21 protein-coding genes are annotated in these 20431 nt (G+C 66.8%); 11 read left to right on the top strand and 10 right to left on the bottom strand.

What is annotated here, in order from left to right; translation table 11 throughout:
- Position 1 precedes the first annotated feature (1 nt).
- Together E8M84_RS04055 and E8M84_RS04050 are read left to right on the top strand one after the other, a co-directional pair.
- A complete protein-coding gene (locus E8M84_RS04055) occupies positions 2 to 2146 on the top strand; it encodes an indolepyruvate ferredoxin oxidoreductase subunit alpha (RefSeq protein WP_137109882.1) in 2145 nt (714 codons plus the stop codon).
- Positions 2143 to 3675, top strand: a complete 1533-nt coding sequence (locus tag E8M84_RS04050; RefSeq protein WP_137109881.1) for an indolepyruvate oxidoreductase subunit beta family protein — start codon at positions 2143 to 2145, stop codon at positions 3673 to 3675. The genes E8M84_RS04055 and E8M84_RS04050 overlap by 4 nt, the downstream gene beginning before the upstream one ends.
- Before the next feature lie 60 nt (positions 3676 to 3735).
- On the opposite strand, the gene E8M84_RS04045 is transcribed toward E8M84_RS04050, so the two are convergent.
- The 3 genes from E8M84_RS04045 to E8M84_RS04035 form a co-directional block, all read right to left on the bottom strand.
- A complete protein-coding gene (locus E8M84_RS04045) occupies positions 3736 to 4713 on the bottom strand; it encodes a PRC-barrel domain-containing protein (protein WP_137109880.1) in 978 nt (325 codons plus the stop codon).
- A 156-nt stretch (positions 4714 to 4869) separates the two neighbouring features.
- Positions 4870 to 6441, bottom strand: coding sequence for a phospholipase D-like domain-containing protein (locus E8M84_RS04040; protein WP_137109879.1), 1572 nt, complete (start codon positions 6439 to 6441; stop codon positions 4870 to 4872).
- A 21-nt stretch (positions 6442 to 6462) separates the two neighbouring features.
- Positions 6463 to 7287, bottom strand: coding sequence for a response regulator (locus E8M84_RS04035; protein WP_394347383.1), 825 nt, complete (start codon positions 7285 to 7287; stop codon positions 6463 to 6465).
- 158 nt (positions 7288 to 7445) lie between these two features.
- Here E8M84_RS04035 and E8M84_RS04030 point away from each other — a divergent pair, with 158 nt between their 5' ends.
- Genes E8M84_RS04030 through E8M84_RS04020 form a run of 3 tightly spaced genes read left to right on the top strand, consistent with a single transcriptional unit; the run spans position 7446 to position 9900 of the window.
- The gene (locus E8M84_RS04030; protein ID WP_137109878.1) at positions 7446 to 7622 is read left to right on the top strand and encodes a NepR family anti-sigma factor; all 177 of its coding nucleotides are present in this window, start codon (positions 7446 to 7448) and stop codon (positions 7620 to 7622) included.
- Positions 7619 to 8206, top strand: coding sequence for an RNA polymerase sigma factor (locus E8M84_RS04025; RefSeq protein ID WP_137109877.1), 588 nt, complete (start codon positions 7619 to 7621; stop codon positions 8204 to 8206). The genes E8M84_RS04030 and E8M84_RS04025 overlap by 4 nt, the downstream gene beginning before the upstream one ends.
- A gap of 20 nt (positions 8207 to 8226) precedes the next feature.
- Complete coding sequence (locus tag E8M84_RS04020) at positions 8227 to 9900, top strand: sensor histidine kinase (protein ID WP_137109876.1); 1674 nt, start codon at positions 8227 to 8229, stop codon at positions 9898 to 9900.
- 40 nt (positions 9901 to 9940) lie between these two features.
- On the opposite strand, the gene E8M84_RS04015 is transcribed toward E8M84_RS04020, so the two are convergent.
- From E8M84_RS04015 to E8M84_RS04005, 3 genes are read right to left on the bottom strand one after another with little or no spacing between them, the layout of a single operon-like run.
- On the bottom strand, positions 9941 to 10849 hold the full coding sequence (locus E8M84_RS04015) for a DUF3618 domain-containing protein (protein WP_137109875.1): 909 nt from the start codon (positions 10847 to 10849) through the stop codon (positions 9941 to 9943).
- A complete protein-coding gene (locus E8M84_RS04010; protein ID WP_137109874.1) occupies positions 10842 to 11294 on the bottom strand; it encodes a phage holin family protein in 453 nt (150 codons plus the stop codon). Before E8M84_RS04010 ends, E8M84_RS04015 begins: the two co-directional genes overlap by 8 nt.
- On the bottom strand, positions 11294 to 11833 hold the full coding sequence (locus E8M84_RS04005; protein WP_137109873.1) for a hypothetical protein: 540 nt from the start codon (positions 11831 to 11833) through the stop codon (positions 11294 to 11296). The genes E8M84_RS04010 and E8M84_RS04005 overlap by 1 nt, the downstream gene beginning before the upstream one ends.
- 216 nt (positions 11834 to 12049) lie before the next feature.
- Here E8M84_RS04005 and E8M84_RS04000 point away from each other — a divergent pair, with 216 nt between their 5' ends.
- A complete protein-coding gene (locus tag E8M84_RS04000; protein WP_137109872.1) occupies positions 12050 to 12211 on the top strand; it encodes a DUF1328 domain-containing protein in 162 nt (53 codons plus the stop codon).
- Positions 12212 to 12337: 126 nt separating this feature from the next.
- On the opposite strand, the gene E8M84_RS03995 is transcribed toward E8M84_RS04000, so the two are convergent.
- Positions 12338 to 12796 (bottom strand): hypothetical protein, encoded by a 459-nt coding sequence (locus tag E8M84_RS03995; RefSeq protein WP_137109871.1) that lies wholly within the window; start codon positions 12794 to 12796, stop codon positions 12338 to 12340.
- Between the two features lie 108 nt (positions 12797 to 12904).
- Between E8M84_RS03995 and E8M84_RS03990 the strand changes: the two genes are divergently transcribed.
- Positions 12905 to 14800 carry an AI-2E family transporter gene (locus E8M84_RS03990; RefSeq protein WP_137109870.1) on the top strand — a complete coding sequence of 632 codons (1896 nt, stop codon included), beginning with the start codon at positions 12905 to 12907 and terminating at the stop codon, positions 14798 to 14800.
- A gap of 29 nt (positions 14801 to 14829) precedes the next feature.
- Here E8M84_RS03990 and E8M84_RS03985 read toward each other — a convergent pair whose 3' ends face one another.
- The gene (locus E8M84_RS03985; protein ID WP_170971848.1) at positions 14830 to 15225 is read right to left on the bottom strand and encodes an FxsA family protein; all 396 of its coding nucleotides are present in this window, start codon (positions 15223 to 15225) and stop codon (positions 14830 to 14832) included.
- 117 nt (positions 15226 to 15342) lie between these two features.
- On the opposite strand from E8M84_RS03985, the gene E8M84_RS03980 reads away from it, so the two are divergent.
- Genes E8M84_RS03980 through E8M84_RS03970 form a run of 3 tightly spaced genes read left to right on the top strand, consistent with a single transcriptional unit; the run spans position 15343 to position 17626 of the window.
- Entirely contained in the window at positions 15343 to 16002 is a 660-nt protein-coding gene (locus tag E8M84_RS03980; RefSeq protein WP_137109868.1) for a Tim44/TimA family putative adaptor protein, read from the top strand.
- Positions 16003 to 16011: 9 nt separating this feature from the next.
- Entirely contained in the window at positions 16012 to 17037 is a 1026-nt protein-coding gene (locus tag E8M84_RS03975) for a murein transglycosylase A (RefSeq protein ID WP_137109867.1), read from the top strand.
- 4 nt (positions 17038 to 17041) lie between these two features.
- Positions 17042 to 17626, top strand: coding sequence for a Smr/MutS family protein (locus E8M84_RS03970; RefSeq protein WP_137109866.1), 585 nt, complete (start codon positions 17042 to 17044; stop codon positions 17624 to 17626).
- Positions 17627 to 17710: 84 nt separating this feature from the next.
- Here E8M84_RS03970 and E8M84_RS03965 read toward each other — a convergent pair whose 3' ends face one another.
- Positions 17711 to 18802, bottom strand: coding sequence for an alpha/beta hydrolase (locus E8M84_RS03965; protein WP_170971847.1), 1092 nt, complete (start codon positions 18800 to 18802; stop codon positions 17711 to 17713).
- Between the two features lie 121 nt (positions 18803 to 18923).
- Here E8M84_RS03965 and E8M84_RS03960 point away from each other — a divergent pair, with 121 nt between their 5' ends.
- Positions 18924 to 19667, top strand: a complete 744-nt coding sequence (locus E8M84_RS03960) for an SDR family NAD(P)-dependent oxidoreductase (RefSeq protein ID WP_137109864.1) — start codon at positions 18924 to 18926, stop codon at positions 19665 to 19667.
- Positions 19668 to 19781: 114 nt separating this feature from the next.
- On the opposite strand, the gene msrA is transcribed toward E8M84_RS03960, so the two are convergent.
- Positions 19782 to 20384 (bottom strand): peptide-methionine (S)-S-oxide reductase MsrA, encoded by a 603-nt coding sequence (gene msrA, locus E8M84_RS03955; protein WP_137109863.1) that lies wholly within the window; start codon positions 20382 to 20384, stop codon positions 19782 to 19784.
- Positions 20385 to 20431 lie beyond the last annotated feature (47 nt).

Raw genomic sequence — 20431 nt, 5'->3', positions numbered from 1 at the left:
CATGGCCGAACGCTCCTTCAAGGCTCAAGTCGAAGACCTCAAGCTGGGCGCAGGGGAGACCTTCACCGGCGAAGGCATCCTCGCCATCACCAAGGCGCTTCTGGAATCCGGAGTCGGTTATGTCGGCGGCTACCAGGGCGCGCCGATCAGTCACCTGATGGACGTCCTTGCCGATGCCGAGGACCTCTTGACCGACCTCGGCGTGCGGTACGAGGCCAACGCCAACGAGGCCGCCGCCGCCGCAATGTTGGCCGCCTCCGTCCACTACCCGATCCGGGGCGCCGTCACCTTCAAGGGCCCCGTGGGCGTCAACGTCGCCTCGGACGCGCTTGCCAACCTCTCCTCCTCCGGCGTGACCGGCGGGGCGCTGGTCATCGTCGGGGAAGACTACGGCGAGGGGTCCAGCATCATGCAGGAACGCACCCACCCCTTCGCCATGAAGGCGCAGATGTGGCTGCTGGACCCCCGCCCGAACCTGCCCTCCATCGTCAAGGCGGTGTCGGACGGGTTCGACCTCTCCGAAGCGTCGAACACCCCCGTCATGCTGATGGTGCGCATCCGGTCATGCCACGTCACCGGCCAGTTCACCGCCCGCGACAACCAACGCCCGAAGCTGACGGTAAAGGACGCACTGTCCAACCCGAGAAGCGACTTTAACCGCGTCGTGCTGCCGCCGATGTCCTACGCCCATGAACAGGACAAGGTCAAAAACCGCTGGCCCGCCGCCGAAGCCTTTATCCGCGCGAAGGGCATGAACGAGGTCTTTGGCCCAATAGACGCCCCCTTCGGCATCGTCGTACAAGGCGGCATGTACAACGGCCTGATCCGCGCGCTGCAACGGCTGGGCCTTGCCGACATCTACGGCGGCACGCAGGTCCCGATCTACGTCCTGAACGTCACCTACCCCCTGATCTCCAGCGAGTTCCTCGACTTCTGCCAAGGTAAGGACCATGTCCTCGTGGTCGAGGAAGGCCAGCCCGAATTCATCGAAACCCAGCTTGGGTCCTTCCTCTACCGCGCCGAAAGTCGGGTCAAACTCCACGGCAAGGGACTGTTCCCGATGGCCGGGGAATACACCGGCGCGGTGATGCTGAACGCCGTCGAAGGCTTCCTGAAACAGGCCGCCCCCCATATGCTCCCCGCCGCGATCCGCGCGCCGAACGTGGACCGCCCGGCCATCCCAGACCTGACCAAGACCGTCCCGATCCGTCCCCCCGGCTTTTGCACCGGCTGCCCCGAACGCCCGATCTTCGCGGCGATGAAGCTGGTGGAGAAGGAGCTTGGCAAGCACCAGATCGCCGCCGACATCGGCTGCCACCTCTTCGCCAGCCTTCCCCCGTTCGAAATCGGCGGCGCCACGATGGGCTACGGCCTTGGCCCCGCCGCGAACGGGGCCTTCGACGGCGGCGGCGAAAAGCGGCCCATCGCGATCATCGGGGACGGCGGTTTCTGGCACAACGGGCTATCGTCCAGCTTCACCAACATGGCGTTCAACAAGTCGGACGGCGTGGCGATTATCGTCGACAACTACTACTCCGCCGCGACGGGCGGGCAGGACATCATGTCCTCCCGCGCCGACAACGGCACCAAGGCCACGAAGAACCCGATCTCCAAGGCCCTGCGCGGCATCGGCATCACTTGGGTCCGCCAGATCGACCGCACCTATGACGTGGCCAAGATGCGCGACACGATCCGCGAGGCGCTGAAGACCCCAACCAAAGGCCCGAAGGTCATCGTCGCCTCGTCCGAATGCATGCTGAACAAGCAGCGCCGCCAGAAACCCCTGACCCAACAGGCGATCAAGGAAGGCCGAAGGGTCGAGGCCCCCCGCTTCGGCGTCGACGAAGCGATCTGCACCGGCGACCACGCCTGCATCCGGCTGTCCGGCTGCCCGTCCCTGTCGCTGAAACGCCTTGACGACCCCCTGCGCGACGACCCCGTGGCCAGCATCGACCAATCCTGCGTCGGCTGCGGCAACTGCGGCGAGGTCGCCGACGCCGCCATCCTCTGCCCCTCGTTCTACCGCGCCGACGTGATCCATAACCCGACCAAATGGGAGCGAACCTTCGCCCGCTTCCGCTCCTGCATCATCCGCTGGCTGCAATCCCGCCGCGAGGCCCGCCGCCTGACATGGAGGGCCGAATGACCGTCCACCCCAGCTTCGACCCCCTCCCTGCCGATGCCACCCAAGGCATCATCAAGCTCGCCCTCCTCGCTGTCGGCGGCCAGGGCGGCGGCGTCCTGACCGGCTGGATCGAGGACCTCGCGCGGGCCAACGGCTATGCGGCGCAAGCCACCAGCGTCGCAGGCGTCGCGCAACGCACCGGGGCCACGGTCTACTACGTCGAAATGGCCCCCGCGACACACGGCACCCCCATCTTCTCGCTGATGCCCGCTGCCGGTGACGTCGATATCATGGTCACCGCCGAGCTGATGGAGGCCGGGCGCGCCATCATCCGGGGCTTCGTCACGCCGGACCGCACCACGCTCATCACCTCCACCCACCGGATGCTGGCCGTCAGCGAAAAGACCGTCCCCGGCGACGGGATCGCGGACGCAACTGAGGTCCTCGCCGCCGCAGACATCGCCGCCCGCCGCGTGATCGCCGCCGATTTTGACGCCCTTGCGCTCGCCCAAGGCTCCGTCATCTCCGCCAGCCTCTTCGGAGCCCTCGCTGCCTCCGAAACCCTCCCCTTCCCCCGCGAAGCCTTCGAGGCCGCCATCGCCAAGGGCGGGAAAGGGGTGGAGCCGTCCCTGAAAGCCTTCGCCGCTGGATACGAGGCCGCCCGGAACGGCGCACCGAAAGCCGCGGCAACCCAACCCGCCACGCGCAGCGACGTCCCGAAAGGCCCCGCCAAACTCGTCGCCGCATGGGTCACCCTGACCACCCGCCTCGACCACCTGCCGCCGCAAGTCGCCGAACTCGCCCGCCCCGGCCTGCGGAAAGTGGTCGACTTCCAGGACCTCGCATACGGTCGCGCCTATCTCGACAGGCTCGACCGGATCCTTACCAAGGACCGCGCCCCCTTCGACCTGACGCGTGAGGCGGCAAAGCATATCGCCAATGCGATGGCCTATGACGACATCATCCGCGTCGCTGATGAGAAGACCCGCGCCGCCCGCATGACCCGGATCGCCGGGGAAATGGGCGCGCAGGACAAGCTGATGCATGTCACCGAATTCCTGCACCCAAGGGCCGAGGAAGTCGTTTCCCTCCTCCCCGCCCGCATCGGCGCAAAGTGGGCCGCCAACCCCGGCCGGATGGCGCTGATCGACCGGCTGTTCAACAAGGGCCGCCGTGTGCGCACGGACTCCCTCCGCGGCTTCCTGATGCTGCATGTCCTCGGGGGCCTGAAGGGCTGGCGCCTGAAGTCCCTCCGCCACGCGACCGAAACCGCGCACATGGACCGATGGCTTGCCACCGCCCTAGGCTACGTGCCGCAGAACTACGACCTCGCGGTTGAAGTCATCCGCTGCCGCCGGTTGGTCAAGGGCTACTCGGACACCCACGCCCGGGGCCTGTCGAAGTTCGACAAGGTCCTTGCCGCAATCGACCTCATCAGGGACCGAGAGGATGCGGCCGACTGGGCCGGCCGCCTGCGCGAGGCCGCGCTGAAGGATGAGGAGGGCAAGGCGCTCGACGGCGCCATCACCACCATCCGCAGCTTCGCCTGACAAGGAAAAACCCGCGCCGTCCAGCGGACGACGCGGGCCATTTTCCGAAGTTACAGAGGCTTAGGCCTTGTATTCCGGCAGAGCCTCAAGCTCTTCCTTGGTCATGTCGACCCAGACGCGCACCGCGCCGCCTTCGGTCTGGGCGACGGTCAGGCGATCCATCGGGATGGCAACCGACTTGGCGCCCATCCCGAGGAAACCGCCGACATCCAGAACCACGTCGGTCACCTGACCTTCAGCCGACAGCACAAGGTCGCTGACTTCGGCGATCGAGGCGTCCGAGGCATCACGGACGTCCGCACCCGTCAGGGTCTCGGCGGTCAGGGCCTCGGGGCCCATGGCGGTATAGCCTTCGGGCAGCGCCATCGAGCCGTTCATGCCGGTGGCATCAGCGGTCGCGCCGCCATCGGCCGGAAGAGCCGTTTCCGTCGCGCTGCCAACGCCTTCGGTGCCCTCGGCAGTGTTTGACGCGGCCACAGCCTCGTCGGTCGCGGTGCCTTGGCCCGTCGTATCCGGTGCGGCTTCAGCGGTGTCGCTGATCGCCTCGTTCACGACCGGCACGTTTTCCAGGCCGCCCTTGTCAGTGTCGGTGGCGGCAGCCTGGTCGCCCATCGCGGGCCGCAGATACTCCGGGGCGCCTTCCAGCGTGGCCCGGTCGGTCTGCAGGACCAGGAACCAGTCATCGGCATCGGTCGCATCGTCCGACACGAACTTCAGCGACGACATGTCGACCGCAACCTGACGCTCGCCCATGCCGAGGAAGCCGCCGATATCGACCAGCACGGCGTCAACCGTGCCGTCACGGCCCAGAAGGACGTCGTTCACTTCGCCGATGTCATCCCAGCCTTCCTGAACGCCCTCGTAGGCATCAGCGTCAAGGGCGGCTTCCGAGACATAGACGCGCGCGCCGATGATCTCGGACGCATAGGCCGCAGGGCCGGCAGCTTCGGCCTGGAACGGCGAAACCGGGGCGTCCTGGGCAAGCGAAGGCAGCGCGAAACCGGCCGCCAGAGCGGTGGAAAGAAGCAGAGCTTTCATGGAAATTCTCCTGACTTATCTTGATGTTGTGGCAACATCCCCTTGACGTCGCCTATGCATCCACAACGCCCTTTGCGGCAGGCAGTTCCAAGATTTTTACCAGATTGGAAACATCTGACCCCAAGCGGCGGATACCCGCCGGTTGCAGGACTGCCGTCAGACCATCTCGTCCGGGACCAGCGGGAAGGCCCGGCCAAAGGCCTCGGCCTCGCGCAGGTTGTAGGGCAGGATGAAGCCGCGCCGCGCTTCGGGGGCAGCCTTGGCGTTGCGGGCGGCCAGCGCCCACCAGGCCTGCAGCGCCCTTTCCGGATCAAAGTAGTCGGGACCGGCCCCCTTGGGCAGCCAGTGTTCCATCAGCCGCTGCCGCAGCCCGCCGACCGTTGCGGGATCGGTCAGTACCAGCCCCGCCTCGGTATCCCAGCGCAGCGACCGGCCGTTCAGGTTGGCTGACGACACGATGGCGCGATGATCGTCGAAGATCGAGACCTTGGCATGGATATAGACCAGCGGCGCGCCCTTCAGCTGCGCCCGCCCCCGGTCGCGCGTCCGCCGTGGCTGGGCCGCACCGCCGACGAACAGACGGCGCCCGAATCCGCGCCGCAGGCTGCGCAGGCATTTGGCCTGCAGGAACTCACCCAGCCGCGCATCAAGGCCCGTCGCGCCTTCGAAGGCCACGTCGTCGGGTGCAGCAGGCAGGATCAGGATCAGCTTCAGGTCCGGCTTCCGCCGCGCCTCGCGGGCCAGATGCCGGGCCAGCCGACGGTCGCGAAAATACTGCGTCTCGATGTAGATCAGCCGCCCGGCCGTCTCGATGGCCTCGTGATGCGCCGCCTCGATCTCGGCCACCGCCGGTTCGGGAGAGAGGAAGCGCCAAGCCCCCGGCCCTCGCCGCCGTGACAGCGTGCGGACCAGACGCAGGCCTTCGCGTTCGGGCGCAGCGGGCGAAGGATCCGCCCGCCCGGCAATGATGTCGAGAAACTCCATAAGATGCGCCCGGGCATCCGCCGCCACTTGGCCTTCGACCATCAGCTGCACATCGTGCCAGGTCTCATGCGCGGGCTGATGGTGGTCGGGCGTGTCGTAGAACCGTTCGTCCAGATCAAGCCCGCCGATGTACAGCCGCGCGCCGTCGAAGACTGCCAGCTTCTGGTGATGCGTCGCGGGATACAAGGGCGGCAGCGAAAAGAGGCGCGGCCTCGGCAGGGCATCCTTGGCTGCAAGCATCGCACTTGCCCCCGGCATCTCGCGCAGGGCGGTCAGCCGGTGCGCCCGGACCTGACGCCGCAGCCAGCCCGCCAGCCGCGCGACGCGCGACTGCACCACCGGCCAGAACATCACGCGCGGCCAGATCCCGGCCACCGCGGAATGCATTGAGGGCTGAATGCGCAATCTGGCGCCTGGGCCTGCCAGTTCCGCCGCAGCCCAGAACATCCGCACCGTCCGCCAGGTCGCCCGATGGAGGCGCGGACGGGCGACGGGGTCGAAGTCCGACAGAACCAGATGCAGCACCACCCCGCGCCGCAGGGTATGGATCACCAGGTCGAACCAGGTCTTGCCGATGGCCAGAGCTTCGGGCGATCGCAGCCGGGTCTTCAGGTCAAAGACCCGGAACCCGGCGACGATCTCGAAGCGCGCCGAAAGAAAGGCGCGCTCCAGTTCAGGATAGGCTTCCCCCGCCGTCACCAGGACCTGAACCTGTGGCCTGACCTCGGGCGGGAGGGCGTTCATCGCATCTGTCGCGCGGGCGGATCAGTGCCGCAGCGTGTCGGTCGAGGAGAAGAACATCGCCTGGCTGACCGCCGACCGGACCTGTTCCTCGGTATAGGGCTTGTTGATCAGGAAGGCGGGTTCAGGCCGTTCGCCCGTCAGCAGACGTTCCGGGAAGGCGGTGATGAAGATCACCGGGATGTCGCCAAACTGCGCCAGGATCTCGTTCACCGCGTCGATGCCGGACGAATTGTCGGCCAGCTGGATATCCGCCAGGATCAGGTCCGGCTTTTCAGCCGCCGCCATGCGCACCGCCTCACGGTGGGTGCGTGCGGTCGCCGAAACGCGGTGACCCATGCCTTCGACAATCGCCGTGATGTCCATCGCGATGATCGCCTCGTCCTCGATCACCAGGACCGAGCCGCGCACCGACTGCTCCATCTCGCGCACGGCGATGTCGATCAGTTCGGCCGTCTCTGCGGTGTCGATCCCCATGATCGCTGCCACATCCGCAGTGCCGAAGCCCTCGATCGTGTTCAGCAGCAGCGCCTCGCGCGAATTCGGGGTCAGCGCCGCCAGATGCGCCTGGGCCTTGCCCGACAGGTCATCGTCAGCCTCGGCGACCGGAGCGCCCGACGTGGTCCAGATCGAATGGAAGACGGCGAACAGCGACACTTTCGGGTCGGCATGCGCAGACAGCAACGCAGGATCGGCGACGATGGATTCCAGCACCGCAACGGCGTACTGGTCGCCGCTGGTCTGGTTTCCCGTCAGCGCACGGGCATAGCGGCGCAAATAGGGCAGTTGACGCGCGACAGTCGCCGAATGATCGACCACTTCCTGTGCGAGCATGACATCAGTCTCCATGTTTTTTCTGCAGTTTTTGTGTTTGGTGTCGGGAACCAAACGTGCCCGGGAACGTTCGGTTCCCAACAGTCCGCAGAAAATTTCGTCCTCGGCGAAAAAACGCGGAACCATGACGCCGCGTGGGCGTTGACCGCGAAAGAAATTAGGAAACTGAGGCAATGACAAAAGAAAAAACTGGGGATGGGCCAGACAGACGGGCCATCCGGGCGCAGATCGACGAGAATCTCAAGCGGGTCTACACCTCGGCCCTGAACGAGGAACTGCCGGACCGGTTCCGCGATCTTCTCGCCCAGCTGAAGGCAAAGGACGGCCCAAGCCAGGACGGTCTGTCATGAAATCCGTCGCCGTCGTTGTGCCGCTGTCGCCGGAAGATCCGCGCGACCGCCTGGCAGGGGCGATCCCCAAGCTGCGGGCCTTCGCGATCAGCCTCACGCGGGAGGTGTCGCGGGCGGATGACCTGGTGCAGGAGACGATCCTGAAGGCCTGGACCAACATCGACAAGTTCGATCCTGCGACCAATCTGGACGCCTGGCTGTTCACGATCCTGCGCAACACCTTCTATTCCGGTCTGCGCAAGACCCGGCGCGAGGTGCAGGACAGCGACGGCGTCCACGCCGCGACCCTGTCAGTGAAGCCCGACCATGACGGACGACTTGCTTTGACGGAATTCCTGCGCGCCTTCGACCAGCTCAGCCCCGAGCATCGCGAGGTTCTGGTCCTTGTCGGCGCCTCCGGCTTTTCCTGCGAAGAGGCGGCGGGCATGATGGGCGTGGCGGTCGGCACGGTCAAAAGCCGGGCCAGCCGGGCCAGGAAGCGTCTGGCGGAAATGCTCCACCTTGAAGACGGTGAAGGTCTCTTCACCGGCACCGACGGGGCAACCCAGGCGGTAGTGCTGCGGTCGGCAGCAGCCGGGTTTTGACAGGGTCCCCGCGAAAACGCTTGCCATCCTCGTCCCTGGGCCTGCGCCTGGGGTCGAGCCTGCTTTTGGCTCTGCTGCCTCTGGGCGTCCTGTCCGTCATGGAGACGCGGGACGCGCTCAGAAAGCTGGACGAGTCCACGCTTGAAGGGGTTGGCGGGGCAGCCCTCCAATCGGTCCGTGCGCAGATCGACCTCATCAACGAGGCGCAGGTGACCGCCCGTACGCTTGCGGGGGTGCTGCGCCATGATACCGCCAACGACACGGCCTGCGTGGACCGGGTCAAATCGATCGCGGGCGACCTGCCCCAAGCAACGCTGGTGGCCTACATCCCGCTCAGCGGGCTGATGACCTGTTCGTCAACCGGCGATGTCTTCGATTTCAAGGACAACGCCACATTCCAGCAGATGACCTCGACTGCCCTGGCAAAGCTGATCTACAACCCCGTAGGCCCCGTCACTGGCGCGGCCATCGTTGCCGTCGCGCACCCGGTGTTCGACGACGCGGGCACCAACCGTGGCTTCGTCACGATCTCGCTGCCCTACGCGTCGGTGGCCCCGGATGCCTACAAGGATTCGGTCGCATCCTGGCACCCGACCTACATTGCCACCCTTCAGACCGATGGCTCGGTGCTGGTCGCCTCGGATCCCGAAGCCTCACCCGACACGCATATCCCGGGGGGAATCGACCGCGAGCGCCTGACCAAGCTTGCCGGCAGACCGACCTTTGTGGACGGAAAAGACGGGCAGCAGATCCTCTCGGTCATCAGCGTGACCCGCGACCTGTTGCTGGTCTCGGTCTGGGAGCGGGACACCGGCGGTTTCTGGAGCGCGGCGAACAGCCTGTCCCCCTACCTCCTGCCTGCGCTGACCTGGATCGCGGCGCTTGCCGTCGCTGGCTTCGCCTCCTCCCGACTGGTGGTAAAACATGTGCGGGCGCTGGCGCGGTCAATGGATGACTTCATCACCTCGCGGCAAAGGCCGCATATCCCCGACCTCGGCGACGCCCCGACCGAAATCCAGCGCCTGCACTCGGCCTACGAAGGCATGATACGGACCATCGAACAGGAAGAGGCCGAGCTGCAGAATCTACTGGTCGACAAGGACACCCTCCTGCGCGAGGTTGAACATCGCAGCGGCAACAGCCTGCAGATCATCGCCTCGGTGATGCGGATGTACCGGCGCGAGGCGACCGACCCCGAGCTGCGGCGCGTCATGGACAGCCTGATCAACCGGGTGATCGCGCTGTCGTCCACGCACACCAGCCTGTACTCGGTCTCGGGTCGGCAGGACATCGCGATGGACATGGTCCTGACCAACGTGGTCAAGCGGCTGAAAGAGATTCACGGGGTCGCCCTGGGCGTCGCAACCAAGCAGTTCCAGCCGATCCGGATGGACGCTCAGCTGGCCGTCCCCCTGGCCCTTGCGCTGGCTGAAACCGTCGGCTGCTACTTCGCGCGCCCCGGCTTGTCCGAAAAGACGGTTCTGGTTGCCCTGACCGAAGTGGATGATCGGGTGCTTTTGCGGGTCGAGGGTCCGGTCGTGCCTGAGCTTCTGCCCGAGACGACGGTCGGATTACCCTCGTTGCCCCAGCGCATGCTTCGCCAGTTTGCAGCACAGCTGAACGGGACGGTGACAATCGTGAAAGAGGGTGACGTGATCCGCGTGGGTCTGGCCTTCCCGCGGGCGCCAGCCTGATACGGAAAAGCCCGGCCGCATCGCTGCGGCCGGGCGGGCTTCAGTGCGGGCGCTGCGGGCGATCCGCACCGGGTGACGGTGTGAACAGCGCGGCTGCGCGACCGAGGTCGCTTTTGAAAGCGCTGCTCAGGCTGCGCGCCAGATCGCTGGCCTGCGTCACCTCGTGCTTGACGGTCCGCTTCAGATCCTCGGCCAGGCGGTCGCGTGCCTCGCCCAGAAGCCGGTCCTCGGTTTCGGTCTGCGGGAACAGGCAGGCGACAAGCGCCCCTGCCGCCGCCACTGCAGCACCCACCGCAAGGGGCCGCGCTTCGACCGTCGCGCGGCCCTTCTCGGCCACGGCGATGCGCGACAGATAGACCCGCTCGCGCGCCTCGATGGCAGTGGCACGGGCGGCCTCGGACATCGAGCCAAGCCCCTTGCCCAGGGCGATCCGCGTTTCGGCGGCCAGCGCTGCGACCACCTCTGCCCGGTGCCGCGCAAGCAAGGCCGCCGGGGCCAGCCCGCGACGGGCCGCGTCGTCGATCTGGCGCAGCAGGCCTTGAGCCTTGGCACGCAGGCCCCGGGCTTCGGTCAGCCAATCCTCTTCGGGATCGACCGGCTCGGGGGCGGGCGGGCCGCCCTCGTCTTCCCAGCGCGTCAACGCCTCGAACCGGGTGCCCGCCAGCGCCGGGGCCTCGGTCGCAGCCTCGACGTCGGACACCGACGCCCGCCGCCCAAGGACCAGCGCCGCAAGCGCCAGCCCTGCCACGGTTGCCGCCACCGGATGGCCGCGCACGGCCCGGTCGACCTGCGACACCAGGGGCGACGCCTGCGCCATCAGCGCGGATTTGCCTTCCAGCATCAGGTTGCGGGGACGGACCCGCTCGCGCAGGGCCGCCACCGATTGTGCCAGCGCGACCCTGTCGCGTTCCAGCGACCGTTCGATCTCTTGGATACTGTGGTCAGACATGATGGGTTCCTTCCAGGTTCGGATGGGCCAAGTTGGGATCGGCCATCTTCAGACCGGCCTTTACCGCCCTTGCATCGCTGCGCAGGCCGTCAAGAAAGCGGCGCGGCTTGCGACCGCGCAGCAGAAGCGCCGAGCGTCCCGCCAGCGCCAGCACCAGCGCCAGCAACGTCAGGCCAAGTCCGACGACAAGCGCCGCCCAGACCGGGCCCAGACCGGCATGCGCCAGCGCTCCCACGGCCGCGCCGGCCAGGACGTTCAGCCCGACAAGGGCAACCACCGCAGCCCCCGCCAGCTTGACCAGCCCCGAGCCCACGGAGCGCAGGCTGTCGGTGGCCTCGGCCCGGGCCAGCCGCAGCTCGCCCCGGACCAGACGCCCGACACCCGACAGGACTTCTGCAAAAAGCCCTGTCAGCGCGGGATCATGCTCTGCCGCAGGATCGCGCATCAGACGCCGGGTCCCCGGCCCGTCTCGGTGTCACGCCGCGCCGCCGACGACCGCACGAAGCGCGCCGCCGCAAAGCCCACGACAGCCGCTGCCGCCATGAAGGCGCCCGGGTGACGCTTGGCCAGCGCGCGGATATCGGCCGTCAGATCCGTGACCGACCGCTGCCGCAGCGCATCCGAGGCCGTGGTCAGCCCCTGCGCCACCGATGACAGCATGCGCGAGCGCAGCGCGTCGCTATCCGTCTCGGCCGAAGCGCGCTCCAGCGTCGCCGCCAGACGTTCGCCCGCGTCCGACAGGGTCTCGCGCGCAGCGTCCGCCTTTTCGACGGCAACGTCCTTCACCGTCTCCAGCGTCGAACCCGCGCCCGCGACGATCGCATCTTTCGCATCCACCGCCTTGCGCTTCACCGCGTCAAGGCCGCTCTCGACCGCATCCGTCGCGGTGTCGGCCATGTCGCGCGCCGTATCGCCCGCAGCGTCGACGGCCCGCATCGCCTTGTTCTCTGCTGCCGTTACCGTGTCTCTGTAGGTCTGGGTCATGGCTATGGTCTCCTGATCCTTGATGGGGTGCTGCGCCCCTGCGGCGCGGTCTACGCGATGACAACCCTGTGAGGCTCATCCGGTTCCACTGATCCCCGTCCCAGGCGGGCTAGCCGGAAAATCGCACCTGCCGGGAACCGAAGTCTGGCGGCCACGTTGACGGTGCAGAAACGCAATCAGGCTCGGTGCGAGCCACCAATCCAAAGGAGAACTCTCATGCTCGGCTGGGCTGTTACCTTCCTCGTGATCGCGATCATCGCCGGTGTTCTGGGCTTCGGCGGCATTGCCGGGACCTCTGCAGGCATCGCGCAGATCCTGTTCGTGGTCTTCCTGGTCCTCTTCGTGATCTCGCTCCTTCGCGGCGCGATGTCTCGCTGAACGCCTTCCCTGTCCTTTGTCCCCACGGAAGCGGTCTATCCCTCCCGTCTTCCGATACTCTGGGCCGCGACTCGTTCGCGGCCCTTTTTTCTTGCCGATCTGGCAAAGGCGGGGAACGCCGCCGGTTCAGACCGAAGTCGTCGTCGCAACCGTCAGCCTGACCGCGATCCGGTTGTCGTCCAGGGTCGGCTGCATCCGGCGCAGGAACTGGCGCAGCGCGACCACCGCCGGACCGGGCTGAACCGCAAGATCAATGCTGGCGTCGGTTCCGCAGCGCAGGGCGGGCAGGAAGGTCACCACCATCCGCATCAGCGCGAAGATCGCGGCACTGTCCGCCCCGTCCCCGGCCAGCACCAGACGGTCCAGCCGCCCGATCTCGCGCAGCCGTTCGTCAAGCACCGCAAGGGCCGCGCTTTGCCCCGGGTCGGCGCAGATCAGCAGCGCGTCGGGAAAGGCCACCTCGGCCAGGGCCATCCGCACCGGCGAAGTGCCTACGATGATGACCGTAACGGGCTCCGGTCCCATTTCGCGCCCGGACAACAGCGAAAGGGCTGCATCGTTCATCAGGATCACTGTCGCGCCCATTCACCGTCACCCCGTCATCTGCTTTGATTGCACCAGTGACCGAACGCCCCGGCGGGTCCGGCGGTTCCCACCCGAAAGGGAACCGAAGGGTTCCCGCCAGCGTTTGCCATGACAACAAGAACCCGGGGGGACATCATGGGTGAGACCGACGCGACCGCCACATCCGGGCGGGGCCGCTTTGTCAGCGATACCGAAAGCGGCCATGCCATCGTCTCACTGACCACGCTGGCCACCATCACCGTCGTCTGCGGCATCCTCTACGTCGCCAAGGACCTGTTCCTGCCCTTGGTCCTTGGGATGCTCTTTGCCTTCATCCTGACCCCGGTCGTGAACGCGCTTCGCAGGCGTGGCTTGCGCGATGTCCCCGCCGTGATCCTGACCGTGATGACCGCCGCGGCCATGGTCGCGGCCTTTTTCCTGATCCTCGCCTACCAGCTGAGCGTGATCGGCGCGAACCTGCCGCAATATCAGGGCAACGTGCTGACCAAGGTCGACACCATCCTGGACGCCGGGACCGACAACAAGATCATCTCGCATCTGCAGGGCATGGTCGAGAACATCTCCGAACGGATGTCGGCCCAGACCGAAGCTGCCGAGAATACCCAGGCCATGAAGGTCGAAGTGGTCGAGAATGCAGACCTCAAGGCCTGGCTGACCGACGTGATCCTGCCCACGCTTACCCCTGTCGGCATCTTCGGCCTGATCTTCGTGGTCGTCGTCTTCGCCCTTCTCGAACGCGCGACCCTGCGCGACCGGCTGGTGCAACTGATCGGCGGCTCGAACATCCTGGCCACCTCGCGCCTCCTGGCCGAGGCGGGGGCGCGGGTCTCGACCTACCTCCTGGCCCAGCTTGTGGTGAACATCATCTACGCCATCCCGATCTGGCTGGGCCTCTGGCTGATCGGCGTGCCGAATGCCCTGTTCTTCGGCCTTGTCACCCTTGTCCTACGCTTTCTGCCCTACATCGGCTCGGCCATCTCGGCGATCCTGCCGCTTCTAATGGCCTTCGCCGTCTCACCCGACTGGTCGCTGGTCCTGTGGACCGCCGCCCTTTTCCTGGTGGTGGAACTCGTCACCTCGAATATCATCGAGCCTTGGTTCTACGGCCAGCGCACCGGGGTCTCGCCGCTGGCGGTCATCGTCTCGGCGATGTTCTGGACCTGGCTCTGGGGGCCGATGGGCCTGATCATCGCGACGCCGCTGACCGTCTGCCTTGTGGTCATCGGCCACCACGTCCCCAGCCTGCGGCTGTTCCCGATCCTGTTCGGCGACAAGCCCGTGCTGGCGGATTCGGCCCGGCTCTATGACCGCCTCCTCGCCGGTCGCTCGTTCGAGTTCACCGAGGCCGCGACCTCGACCACGGCCAAGCACTATCTGGCCGAATACTACGACAAGACCGCGCTTCCCGCGCTGGCGCTGGCGCAATCCGACAGCGCGGCGGGTCTCTTGTCCGACTATCAGGTGGGCCGCATCGCCAATGCCGCCTGGACCCTCACCGAGGAACTGGAAACCGTGGTCGAGGACGAACTCGCGCTCGCCGCCGCTGCGCCCGAGGGAAGCCAGCCGCCGGTCGAGACCGCAACCCTGGTCGACAACGGCCTTCTGGACGGGCTGGACCGCAAGATCGCGGTCATCGCCGCGCAGACCCGGCTGGACGAGGCCGCCGCCCAGATGGTCGGCCAGGCGCTGCGCGCCGAAGGGGCCGAGGTCGTGACCCTGCCGCCCCGCGCATCGCTGCCCCGCGCCCTGGGCGGGTTCCAGCCCGAAACCGTGATCGTCGTCGGCCTCGCCGCCAACCAGGTCACGGCGACCGACCTGCTGGTCCGCCAGATCCGCCGCCGCCTCCCAGGCGTGCGCATCGGCCAGGCGACGTGGCAGGATGCCGCGGCAGAAGCCCCTGCGCCACGCGGAAAGACCTTGGTCGATTTCCAGGCGACCGGGATGGAGGCGCTGTTCGCCGCCGCTTTCACCCCGCCCACCGCCCCGCTGGCCGCGAAAGCGTGACCCACGACGCGCGCGGCAGGGATCAACGCTCAGGTGAAGTCACGGGGAATGACCCTTGCACCCTGCAGCCGCCGGGCGCTCATCCGGATGACCATCTTCCGCAGCGGCGGGACCAACAGCAGAATGCCCAGCGTATCGGTGAAGAAACCGGGCAGGATCAGCAAGATGGCCGCCACCGCGACCAGCCCCTGATCGACGATGGGCGACAGCGGGTCCTCGGCCATCCGGCCCCGGAACCCCTCGACGAAGTCCGCCTGCGCCATCCCCGACCCCGACCGCGCCAGCGACCGCAGCACCAGCACGCCCCCGACCGCCGTCAGCAGGACCCAGGCCAGCGTCAGCCACAGGCCAAGCCGCGCGCCCAGCGTCACGAAAAGCGCAATCTCCACAAGCGGAAGCGCCAGAATTCCCAGGATGATCCACATCGCCAATCTCCGCCCGTCCGATTGTCCGCCCGCATGGTAGACTTCGGCAGGCCCCCACCCTACATAAGGGCAAACCGTGCCCATTCCAACGGAACAACTCAGGCTCAGAGGTCACTAATGAACGGCTCCTTGATCCAGCTCCTGGTCCTTGCCGGGATCGCGATCTTCCTTATCCTCAAGCTGCGTTCGGTTCTGGGCACCCGCGACGGCTTTGAAAAGCCGCCGATCCCGCTGGACGAAGTCCGCCCCCGCGTGCGCCGCGACTTCGAAGTGATCGAGGGCGGGCCCGACCGCGACATCATCGACCACGTTCCCGAAGGTTCGGACTCTGCCCGCGCGCTGGCCGAGATGAAGAAGGCCGAGCCCGCCTTTGCCGTCGGCCCCTTCCTGCAAGGCGCGCGGGGGGCTTACGAAATGATCCTGTCCGCGTTCGAGAAGGGCGAGCTTGACCGCATCCGCCCCTTCCTGTCCGACGATGTCGAAGCCAGCTTCGCCGAGGCGATCAACCAGCGCGAGGTCGACGGGCTGACCATCGAGGCGAACTTCCTTGGCATCAAGGAGCTCACCCTGCACGACGCCACGTTCAACGCTGACAGCCGCTTTGGCGAAATCGCCGTCCGCTTCGTGGCGGACCAGACCTATGTCGTGCGCAACAAGGCCGGCGAGATCGTCGAAGGCTCCCCGCGTGAGGTCAAGAAAACCCGCGACATCTGGACCTTCGCCCGCCAGATGGGGTCGGACGACCCGAACTGGCAACTGGTCGCCACCGGCGACTGACCCCTTGGCATGCGGGCGTCCCTTGTCCTCCTCTCGGTTGCGGCGGCGCTGATGTCCGCATCGCCGCCCCGCGCCGAGGTGCTGGACTTCGAATCCCTCGACGGCTGGCTGGATGACAATCACCTCGCGGCGCTGACGTCGTTCCTGAACACCTGCGACCTGATCGACCAGCCCGACTGGAAACCGATCTGCGCCGTCGCCGCCGATGTCCCGAAAGACGACGCCTCGGCCCGCAGCTTTTTCGAGCTGTTTTTCAAGCCCGTCGTCGTGGGCGCCCCCCCCGCCCTTTTCACCGGTTATTTCGAGCCTGAACTGGACGGCTCTCCCACCCGCTCCGGTCGCTACCAGTACCCGATCTACGCCCGCCCGCCCGAACTGCGCGAAGGCGTGGCCTACCACACCCGCGCCGCCATCGAAGGTGGGGCCATCGCCGGTCGGGGGCTCGAAATCGCCTGGCTCGACGACCCCGTGGATGTCTATTTCCTGCAAGTACAGGGTTCGGGCCGGATCCGGATGACCGATGGCTCGGTGGTCCGCGTGGGTTACGCCGGCAAGAACGGCCATGCCTATCGCTCGGTCGGGCAAGAGATGATCCGTCGCGGCACCCATACGATGGACCAGGTCTCTGCCCCGGAAATCGCCAACTATGTGCGCAGCAATCCCACCTCGGGCCGCGACCTTCTGGACACCAACCCGTCCTACGTCTTCTTCCGCAAGATCGGAACGCTGGACCCAAAGGACGGCCCGATCGGCGCCATGGGTCGCTCGATCACCACGATGCGGTCGATCGCGATCGACCCGAAGTTCACCCCCCTTGGCGCGCCGGTCTGGATCGAGAAGGACGGCCGCCGCCCGATCCGCAGCCTGATGGTCGCACAGGATACCGGCGGCGCGATCAAGGGCATGCAGCGCGCCGACATCTTCTATGGCACCGGCAAGGGCGCAGGCGATGCCGCAGGCACGGTGAAGGACCCCGGTCGCATGGTCCTCCTCCTGCCCATCGACCGCGCCTTCGCGATGCTGGACGACGAATAGGCCGATGGCCCGCCGCCGCCACCTCTCGCCCGAGGAAGCCGACCTCTGGCGCAGCGTCGCACGGACCGCGCGGCCTCTGCACAACCAGCCGCTGCACCTGCCCGACCCGCCCCCCGCACCGGCACTGCCCCCGCTTGCCCATGCGAAACCCAGACTCTCGCCCTTCACCCTAGGCGAAAAGCACCGCGCCCCGGAAAAGCGCGACCTTGCCCCAACGCTGCCCGACCTTCTCGGCCAGGCGCCCTTGCGGATGGACGCGAACACCCATGCCAAGATGACCCGTGGTAAGCTGCAGCCCGAGGCGCGGATCGACCTGCACGGGATGACCCTGGCCGAAGCGCACCCGGAGCTGATCCGCTTCATCCTGAACGCCCAATCGCAGGGCCTGCGCCTTGTCCTTGTCATCACCGGCAAGGGCAAACGCCGCGAGGATACCGGCCCCATCCCCCAGCGCATGGGCGCGCTGCGCCACCAGGTCCCGCACTGGCTGCACCTTCCCCCGCTTGGCCCGGCCGTCCTGCAAGTCAGCGAAGCGCATCTGAAACACGGCGGCGGCGGGGCCTACTACGTCTATCTCCGCCGTCGCTAGATTCCTGGAACGCGTCCGGACTTCTCTTGCCCATTTCGAAACACTCCACGCCCTTCTAGGGTGTGCCTCCCCGGGCGGGCGTGACTACTGCCCCTCGGCAATCGCACCCACTGGCGCAAGCACGATCTCGGTCGCATTCCGCACCGTCAGCACCAGCCCGGGCAAAAGCCCGACCCGCGCCCGCGCATCCGCCGTGAAGGCGTCCGAGATGCCGACCAGCCCGCCGAACAGCTTCAGCAGAGCAGGGTTCTCACCCAGATTCAGGTGGCCCGTCCCGGTATTGTAGGCAGCCGTGTCCATATAGGTCACGTTCAGATCGGCGACCTCGGCCACGCTGTCGATGTTGCCCAGGCGCGCGCCGGTGCCAGAGATCGTCGCCGAGATGTTCAGGATCCGGTCGCGCGAACTGCCGAAGATCACGAAGGGTTCCGGCAAGGTGCCGATGTCCTGTGCCTGCGCGCGGAACACGTCCAGATCAAGGTCGGGCGCGATCAGGACCACGCCCTTGACCCGGTCCAGTGACCCCGGCCCGTTCTGCAGCACCATCTGCCGCATGGCTTCCATGGCCAGGAAGGACCCCATCGAATGTGCAACCAGAACCACGTTCTCGGCACCGGCCGCTTCGACCTCACTGATCAGCGAGACGAGTCCGCTGCGCGAATACAGGACCGAGTCCCGGTCGTAGACATAGCCCAGCGCCGACCCGCGCGAGGGCCAGGCGTAGTGCACCGCCACCCCCGGCACTTCCAGGTCATGGTGCATCTGCGCCACCCGGTAGACACCCTCGGCCATCGTGTTGTTGAAGCCGTGGACATAGATCACCGCGTCGGTCTGCCCGCGCAGCTTCATCGCCGCCTTCAGCGCCGTGCGGAACGCCTCGGGCGTGTCGAACCGACGTTCGTCCAGCATCAGGAAATCGCGCTTGGCATCGGGCTTGCGCGTCTTTGGCGGCCAGTTCACCTCGCCCGGGGCGCGCTCAGGCGGGATGGCAATATCATAACGCAGGAAGCCCGCCGCCTTCGACCGCTCGAACCCGTAGACCCCTTCGGCATCGGTCCGCGTCGTGCCCACGAAGATCGTCTCGGGCGTGCCCCCGGCCAGACCGGCCGGTGCCGGGGTAAAATCGCCACGCGCCGAGCAACCCGCCAACGCCAACACGATCAACAGTTTGCGCAATCGCATCTCCCATTTTCGCGGGACCTTCACCCGTCCCCCGGACCAGCGTCAACCCGACAGCGCGGGTGGACAGCGGACCGTCGCCACCGCTACCCTTTGCGGATCACGAAAGGAGCCCGGAATGAAACTCACCGGCAAGACCGCCCTCGTCACCGGCGGCAACCGCGGCATCGGCCTTGCCACCGTCCGCGCCTTGGCGCAGGCCGGGGCCGAGGTGCATTTCACCGCCCGCAGTTCCGCGAACCTGGCCGCGGCCCGCCGCGATCTGGGGGAAACTCCGGCCACCGGACATCTGGCCAACATGACTGACCGCATCGCGATGGCGACACTGCTGGAGCATGGCTTCGACATCCTGGTGAACAACGCCGCCGTGATCGGCCCAATCGGGCGCATCCTGGATGTCCAGGTCGAGGACTGGGCCGCAAACATCGACATCAACCTGACCTCGGCGTTCCACGCGACACAACGCGCCTTGGCCGGAATGGTCGCAAAGGGCGGCGGCACAATCGTCAACATTTCCTCGGGCGCCGCGCATCGGCCGCAAGAGGGCTGGTCGGCCTACTGCGCCGGAAAGGCGGGGCTGGCCATGCTGACCCGATCCGTCCACATGGAATATGCCGAGCAGGGCATCCGCGTCTTCGGCTTCGCACCCGGCGTGGTGGACACCGACATGCAGGGCGCCATCCGCGCCTCGGGGATCAACCCGGTCTCCAAACTCCCCCGCGCAAGCCTTGCTCCCGCCGACGAGCCCGCCCGAGCCATCGCCTGGCTCTGCACTCCGGCGGCAGACGCGCTGGTGGGCCAGGAACTCGACATCCGCGCCCCCGACCTTCGCGCCGCCGTGGGCCTGCCGCCGCTTGGATGAGGTTCTGGCCGTCGTTCCTCACTCCAATCCAAGAGTCGAAACGGTGAACCCAAGAGTTTTCGACGAAAATTCTTGGGTCGCTCCGGTCAATTGCACTGGAACCGGGTCGCTGCCCTAGTGCGTCAGGGCCTGCGCGCCCCAAAGCTCGCGCACCCTTGCATCCCGGCCGCAGGACTTGCGGTAGAAGGCATAAGCGTTCGACTGCTTCTTTGGCCCGGCGCGCGTCAGGACGATGTCGGTGCCCTTGTAGTAGTCCTGGTGGTGGTCCTCCGCGATCCAGAAGGTCCCGGCAGGCAGGACCGGCGTCACGATCTTCCGACCCAGCACCGCCTCGGCCTCGGCCACGGCCGCCTCCGCCGCCGCCTTCTGCGCCTTGTCCTTGACGAAGATCGCCGTCCGATAGGCGTCGCCCCGGTCGCAGAATTGCCCGCCCGCATCCAGCACATCGACCGACCGCAGGAACTTGGCGATCAGCTCATCATAGCTGATGACCTTCGGGTCAAAGGTGATCTCCACCGCTTCGTAATGACCCTCATGGTTGCGGTAGGTCGGGTTGCGCAGATCGCCCCCGGTATAGCCCGAGACGACCTCGCTGACCCCTTTGACCTTCTCGAAATCCGATTCGACGCACCAGAAACAGCCCCCCGCGACGATGGCCGTCTCGGCCCGCGCCACGCCCGCAAGCCCCGCCACCAGCATCAGCACCAACCTCAGCATCCCGGACCTCCCGCCCCTTTGCCCGATCAGGCTTGGGCGCACCGCCA

The organism is Rhodobacter sp. SY28-1 (assembly GCF_005222785.1).
Classification (GTDB): domain Bacteria; phylum Pseudomonadota; class Alphaproteobacteria; order Rhodobacterales; family Rhodobacteraceae; genus Tabrizicola.
The sequence above is the reverse complement of the archived record's forward strand: the minus strand, read 5'-3'. Positions and strand labels throughout refer to the sequence as shown.

What these genes read in the sequence shown, in the direction of transcription:
- E8M84_RS04055 (WP_137109882.1), top strand. Translation starts at nt 2, where the DNA reads ATGGCCGAACGCTCCTTCAAGGCTCAAGTCGAAGACCTCAAGCTGGGC.
- E8M84_RS04050 (WP_137109881.1), top strand. Translation starts at nt 2,143, where the DNA reads ATGACCGTCCACCCCAGCTTCGACCCCCTCCCTGCCGATGCCACCCAA.
- E8M84_RS04045 (WP_137109880.1), bottom strand. Translation starts at nt 4,713, where the DNA reads ATGAAAGCTCTGCTTCTTTCCACCGCTCTGGCGGCCGGTTTCGCGCTG.
- E8M84_RS04040 (WP_137109879.1), bottom strand. Translation starts at nt 6,441, where the DNA reads ATGAACGCCCTCCCGCCCGAGGTCAGGCCACAGGTTCAGGTCCTGGTG.
- E8M84_RS04035 (WP_394347383.1), bottom strand. Translation starts at nt 7,287, where the DNA reads ATGGAGACTGATGTCATGCTCGCACAGGAAGTGGTCGATCATTCGGCG.
- E8M84_RS04030 (WP_137109878.1), top strand. Translation starts at nt 7,446, where the DNA reads ATGACAAAAGAAAAAACTGGGGATGGGCCAGACAGACGGGCCATCCGG.
- E8M84_RS04025 (WP_137109877.1), top strand. Translation starts at nt 7,619, where the DNA reads ATGAAATCCGTCGCCGTCGTTGTGCCGCTGTCGCCGGAAGATCCGCGC.
- E8M84_RS04015 (WP_137109875.1), bottom strand. Translation starts at nt 10,849, where the DNA reads ATGTCTGACCACAGTATCCAAGAGATCGAACGGTCGCTGGAACGCGAC.
- E8M84_RS04010 (WP_137109874.1), bottom strand. Translation starts at nt 11,294, where the DNA reads ATGCGCGATCCTGCGGCAGAGCATGATCCCGCGCTGACAGGGCTTTTT.
- E8M84_RS04005 (WP_137109873.1), bottom strand. Translation starts at nt 11,833, where the DNA reads ATGACCCAGACCTACAGAGACACGGTAACGGCAGCAGAGAACAAGGCG.
- E8M84_RS04000 (WP_137109872.1), top strand. Translation starts at nt 12,050, where the DNA reads ATGCTCGGCTGGGCTGTTACCTTCCTCGTGATCGCGATCATCGCCGGT.
- E8M84_RS03995 (WP_137109871.1), bottom strand. Translation starts at nt 12,796, where the DNA reads ATGGGCGCGACAGTGATCCTGATGAACGATGCAGCCCTTTCGCTGTTG.
- E8M84_RS03990 (WP_137109870.1), top strand. Translation starts at nt 12,905, where the DNA reads ATGACAACAAGAACCCGGGGGGACATCATGGGTGAGACCGACGCGACC.
- E8M84_RS03985 (WP_170971848.1), bottom strand. Translation starts at nt 15,225, where the DNA reads ATGTGGATCATCCTGGGAATTCTGGCGCTTCCGCTTGTGGAGATTGCG.
- E8M84_RS03980 (WP_137109868.1), top strand. Translation starts at nt 15,343, where the DNA reads ATGAACGGCTCCTTGATCCAGCTCCTGGTCCTTGCCGGGATCGCGATC.
- E8M84_RS03975 (WP_137109867.1), top strand. Translation starts at nt 16,012, where the DNA reads ATGCGGGCGTCCCTTGTCCTCCTCTCGGTTGCGGCGGCGCTGATGTCC.
- E8M84_RS03970 (WP_137109866.1), top strand. Translation starts at nt 17,042, where the DNA reads ATGGCCCGCCGCCGCCACCTCTCGCCCGAGGAAGCCGACCTCTGGCGC.
- E8M84_RS03960 (WP_137109864.1), top strand. Translation starts at nt 18,924, where the DNA reads ATGAAACTCACCGGCAAGACCGCCCTCGTCACCGGCGGCAACCGCGGC.
- msrA (WP_137109863.1), bottom strand. Translation starts at nt 20,384, where the DNA reads ATGCTGAGGTTGGTGCTGATGCTGGTGGCGGGGCTTGCGGGCGTGGCG.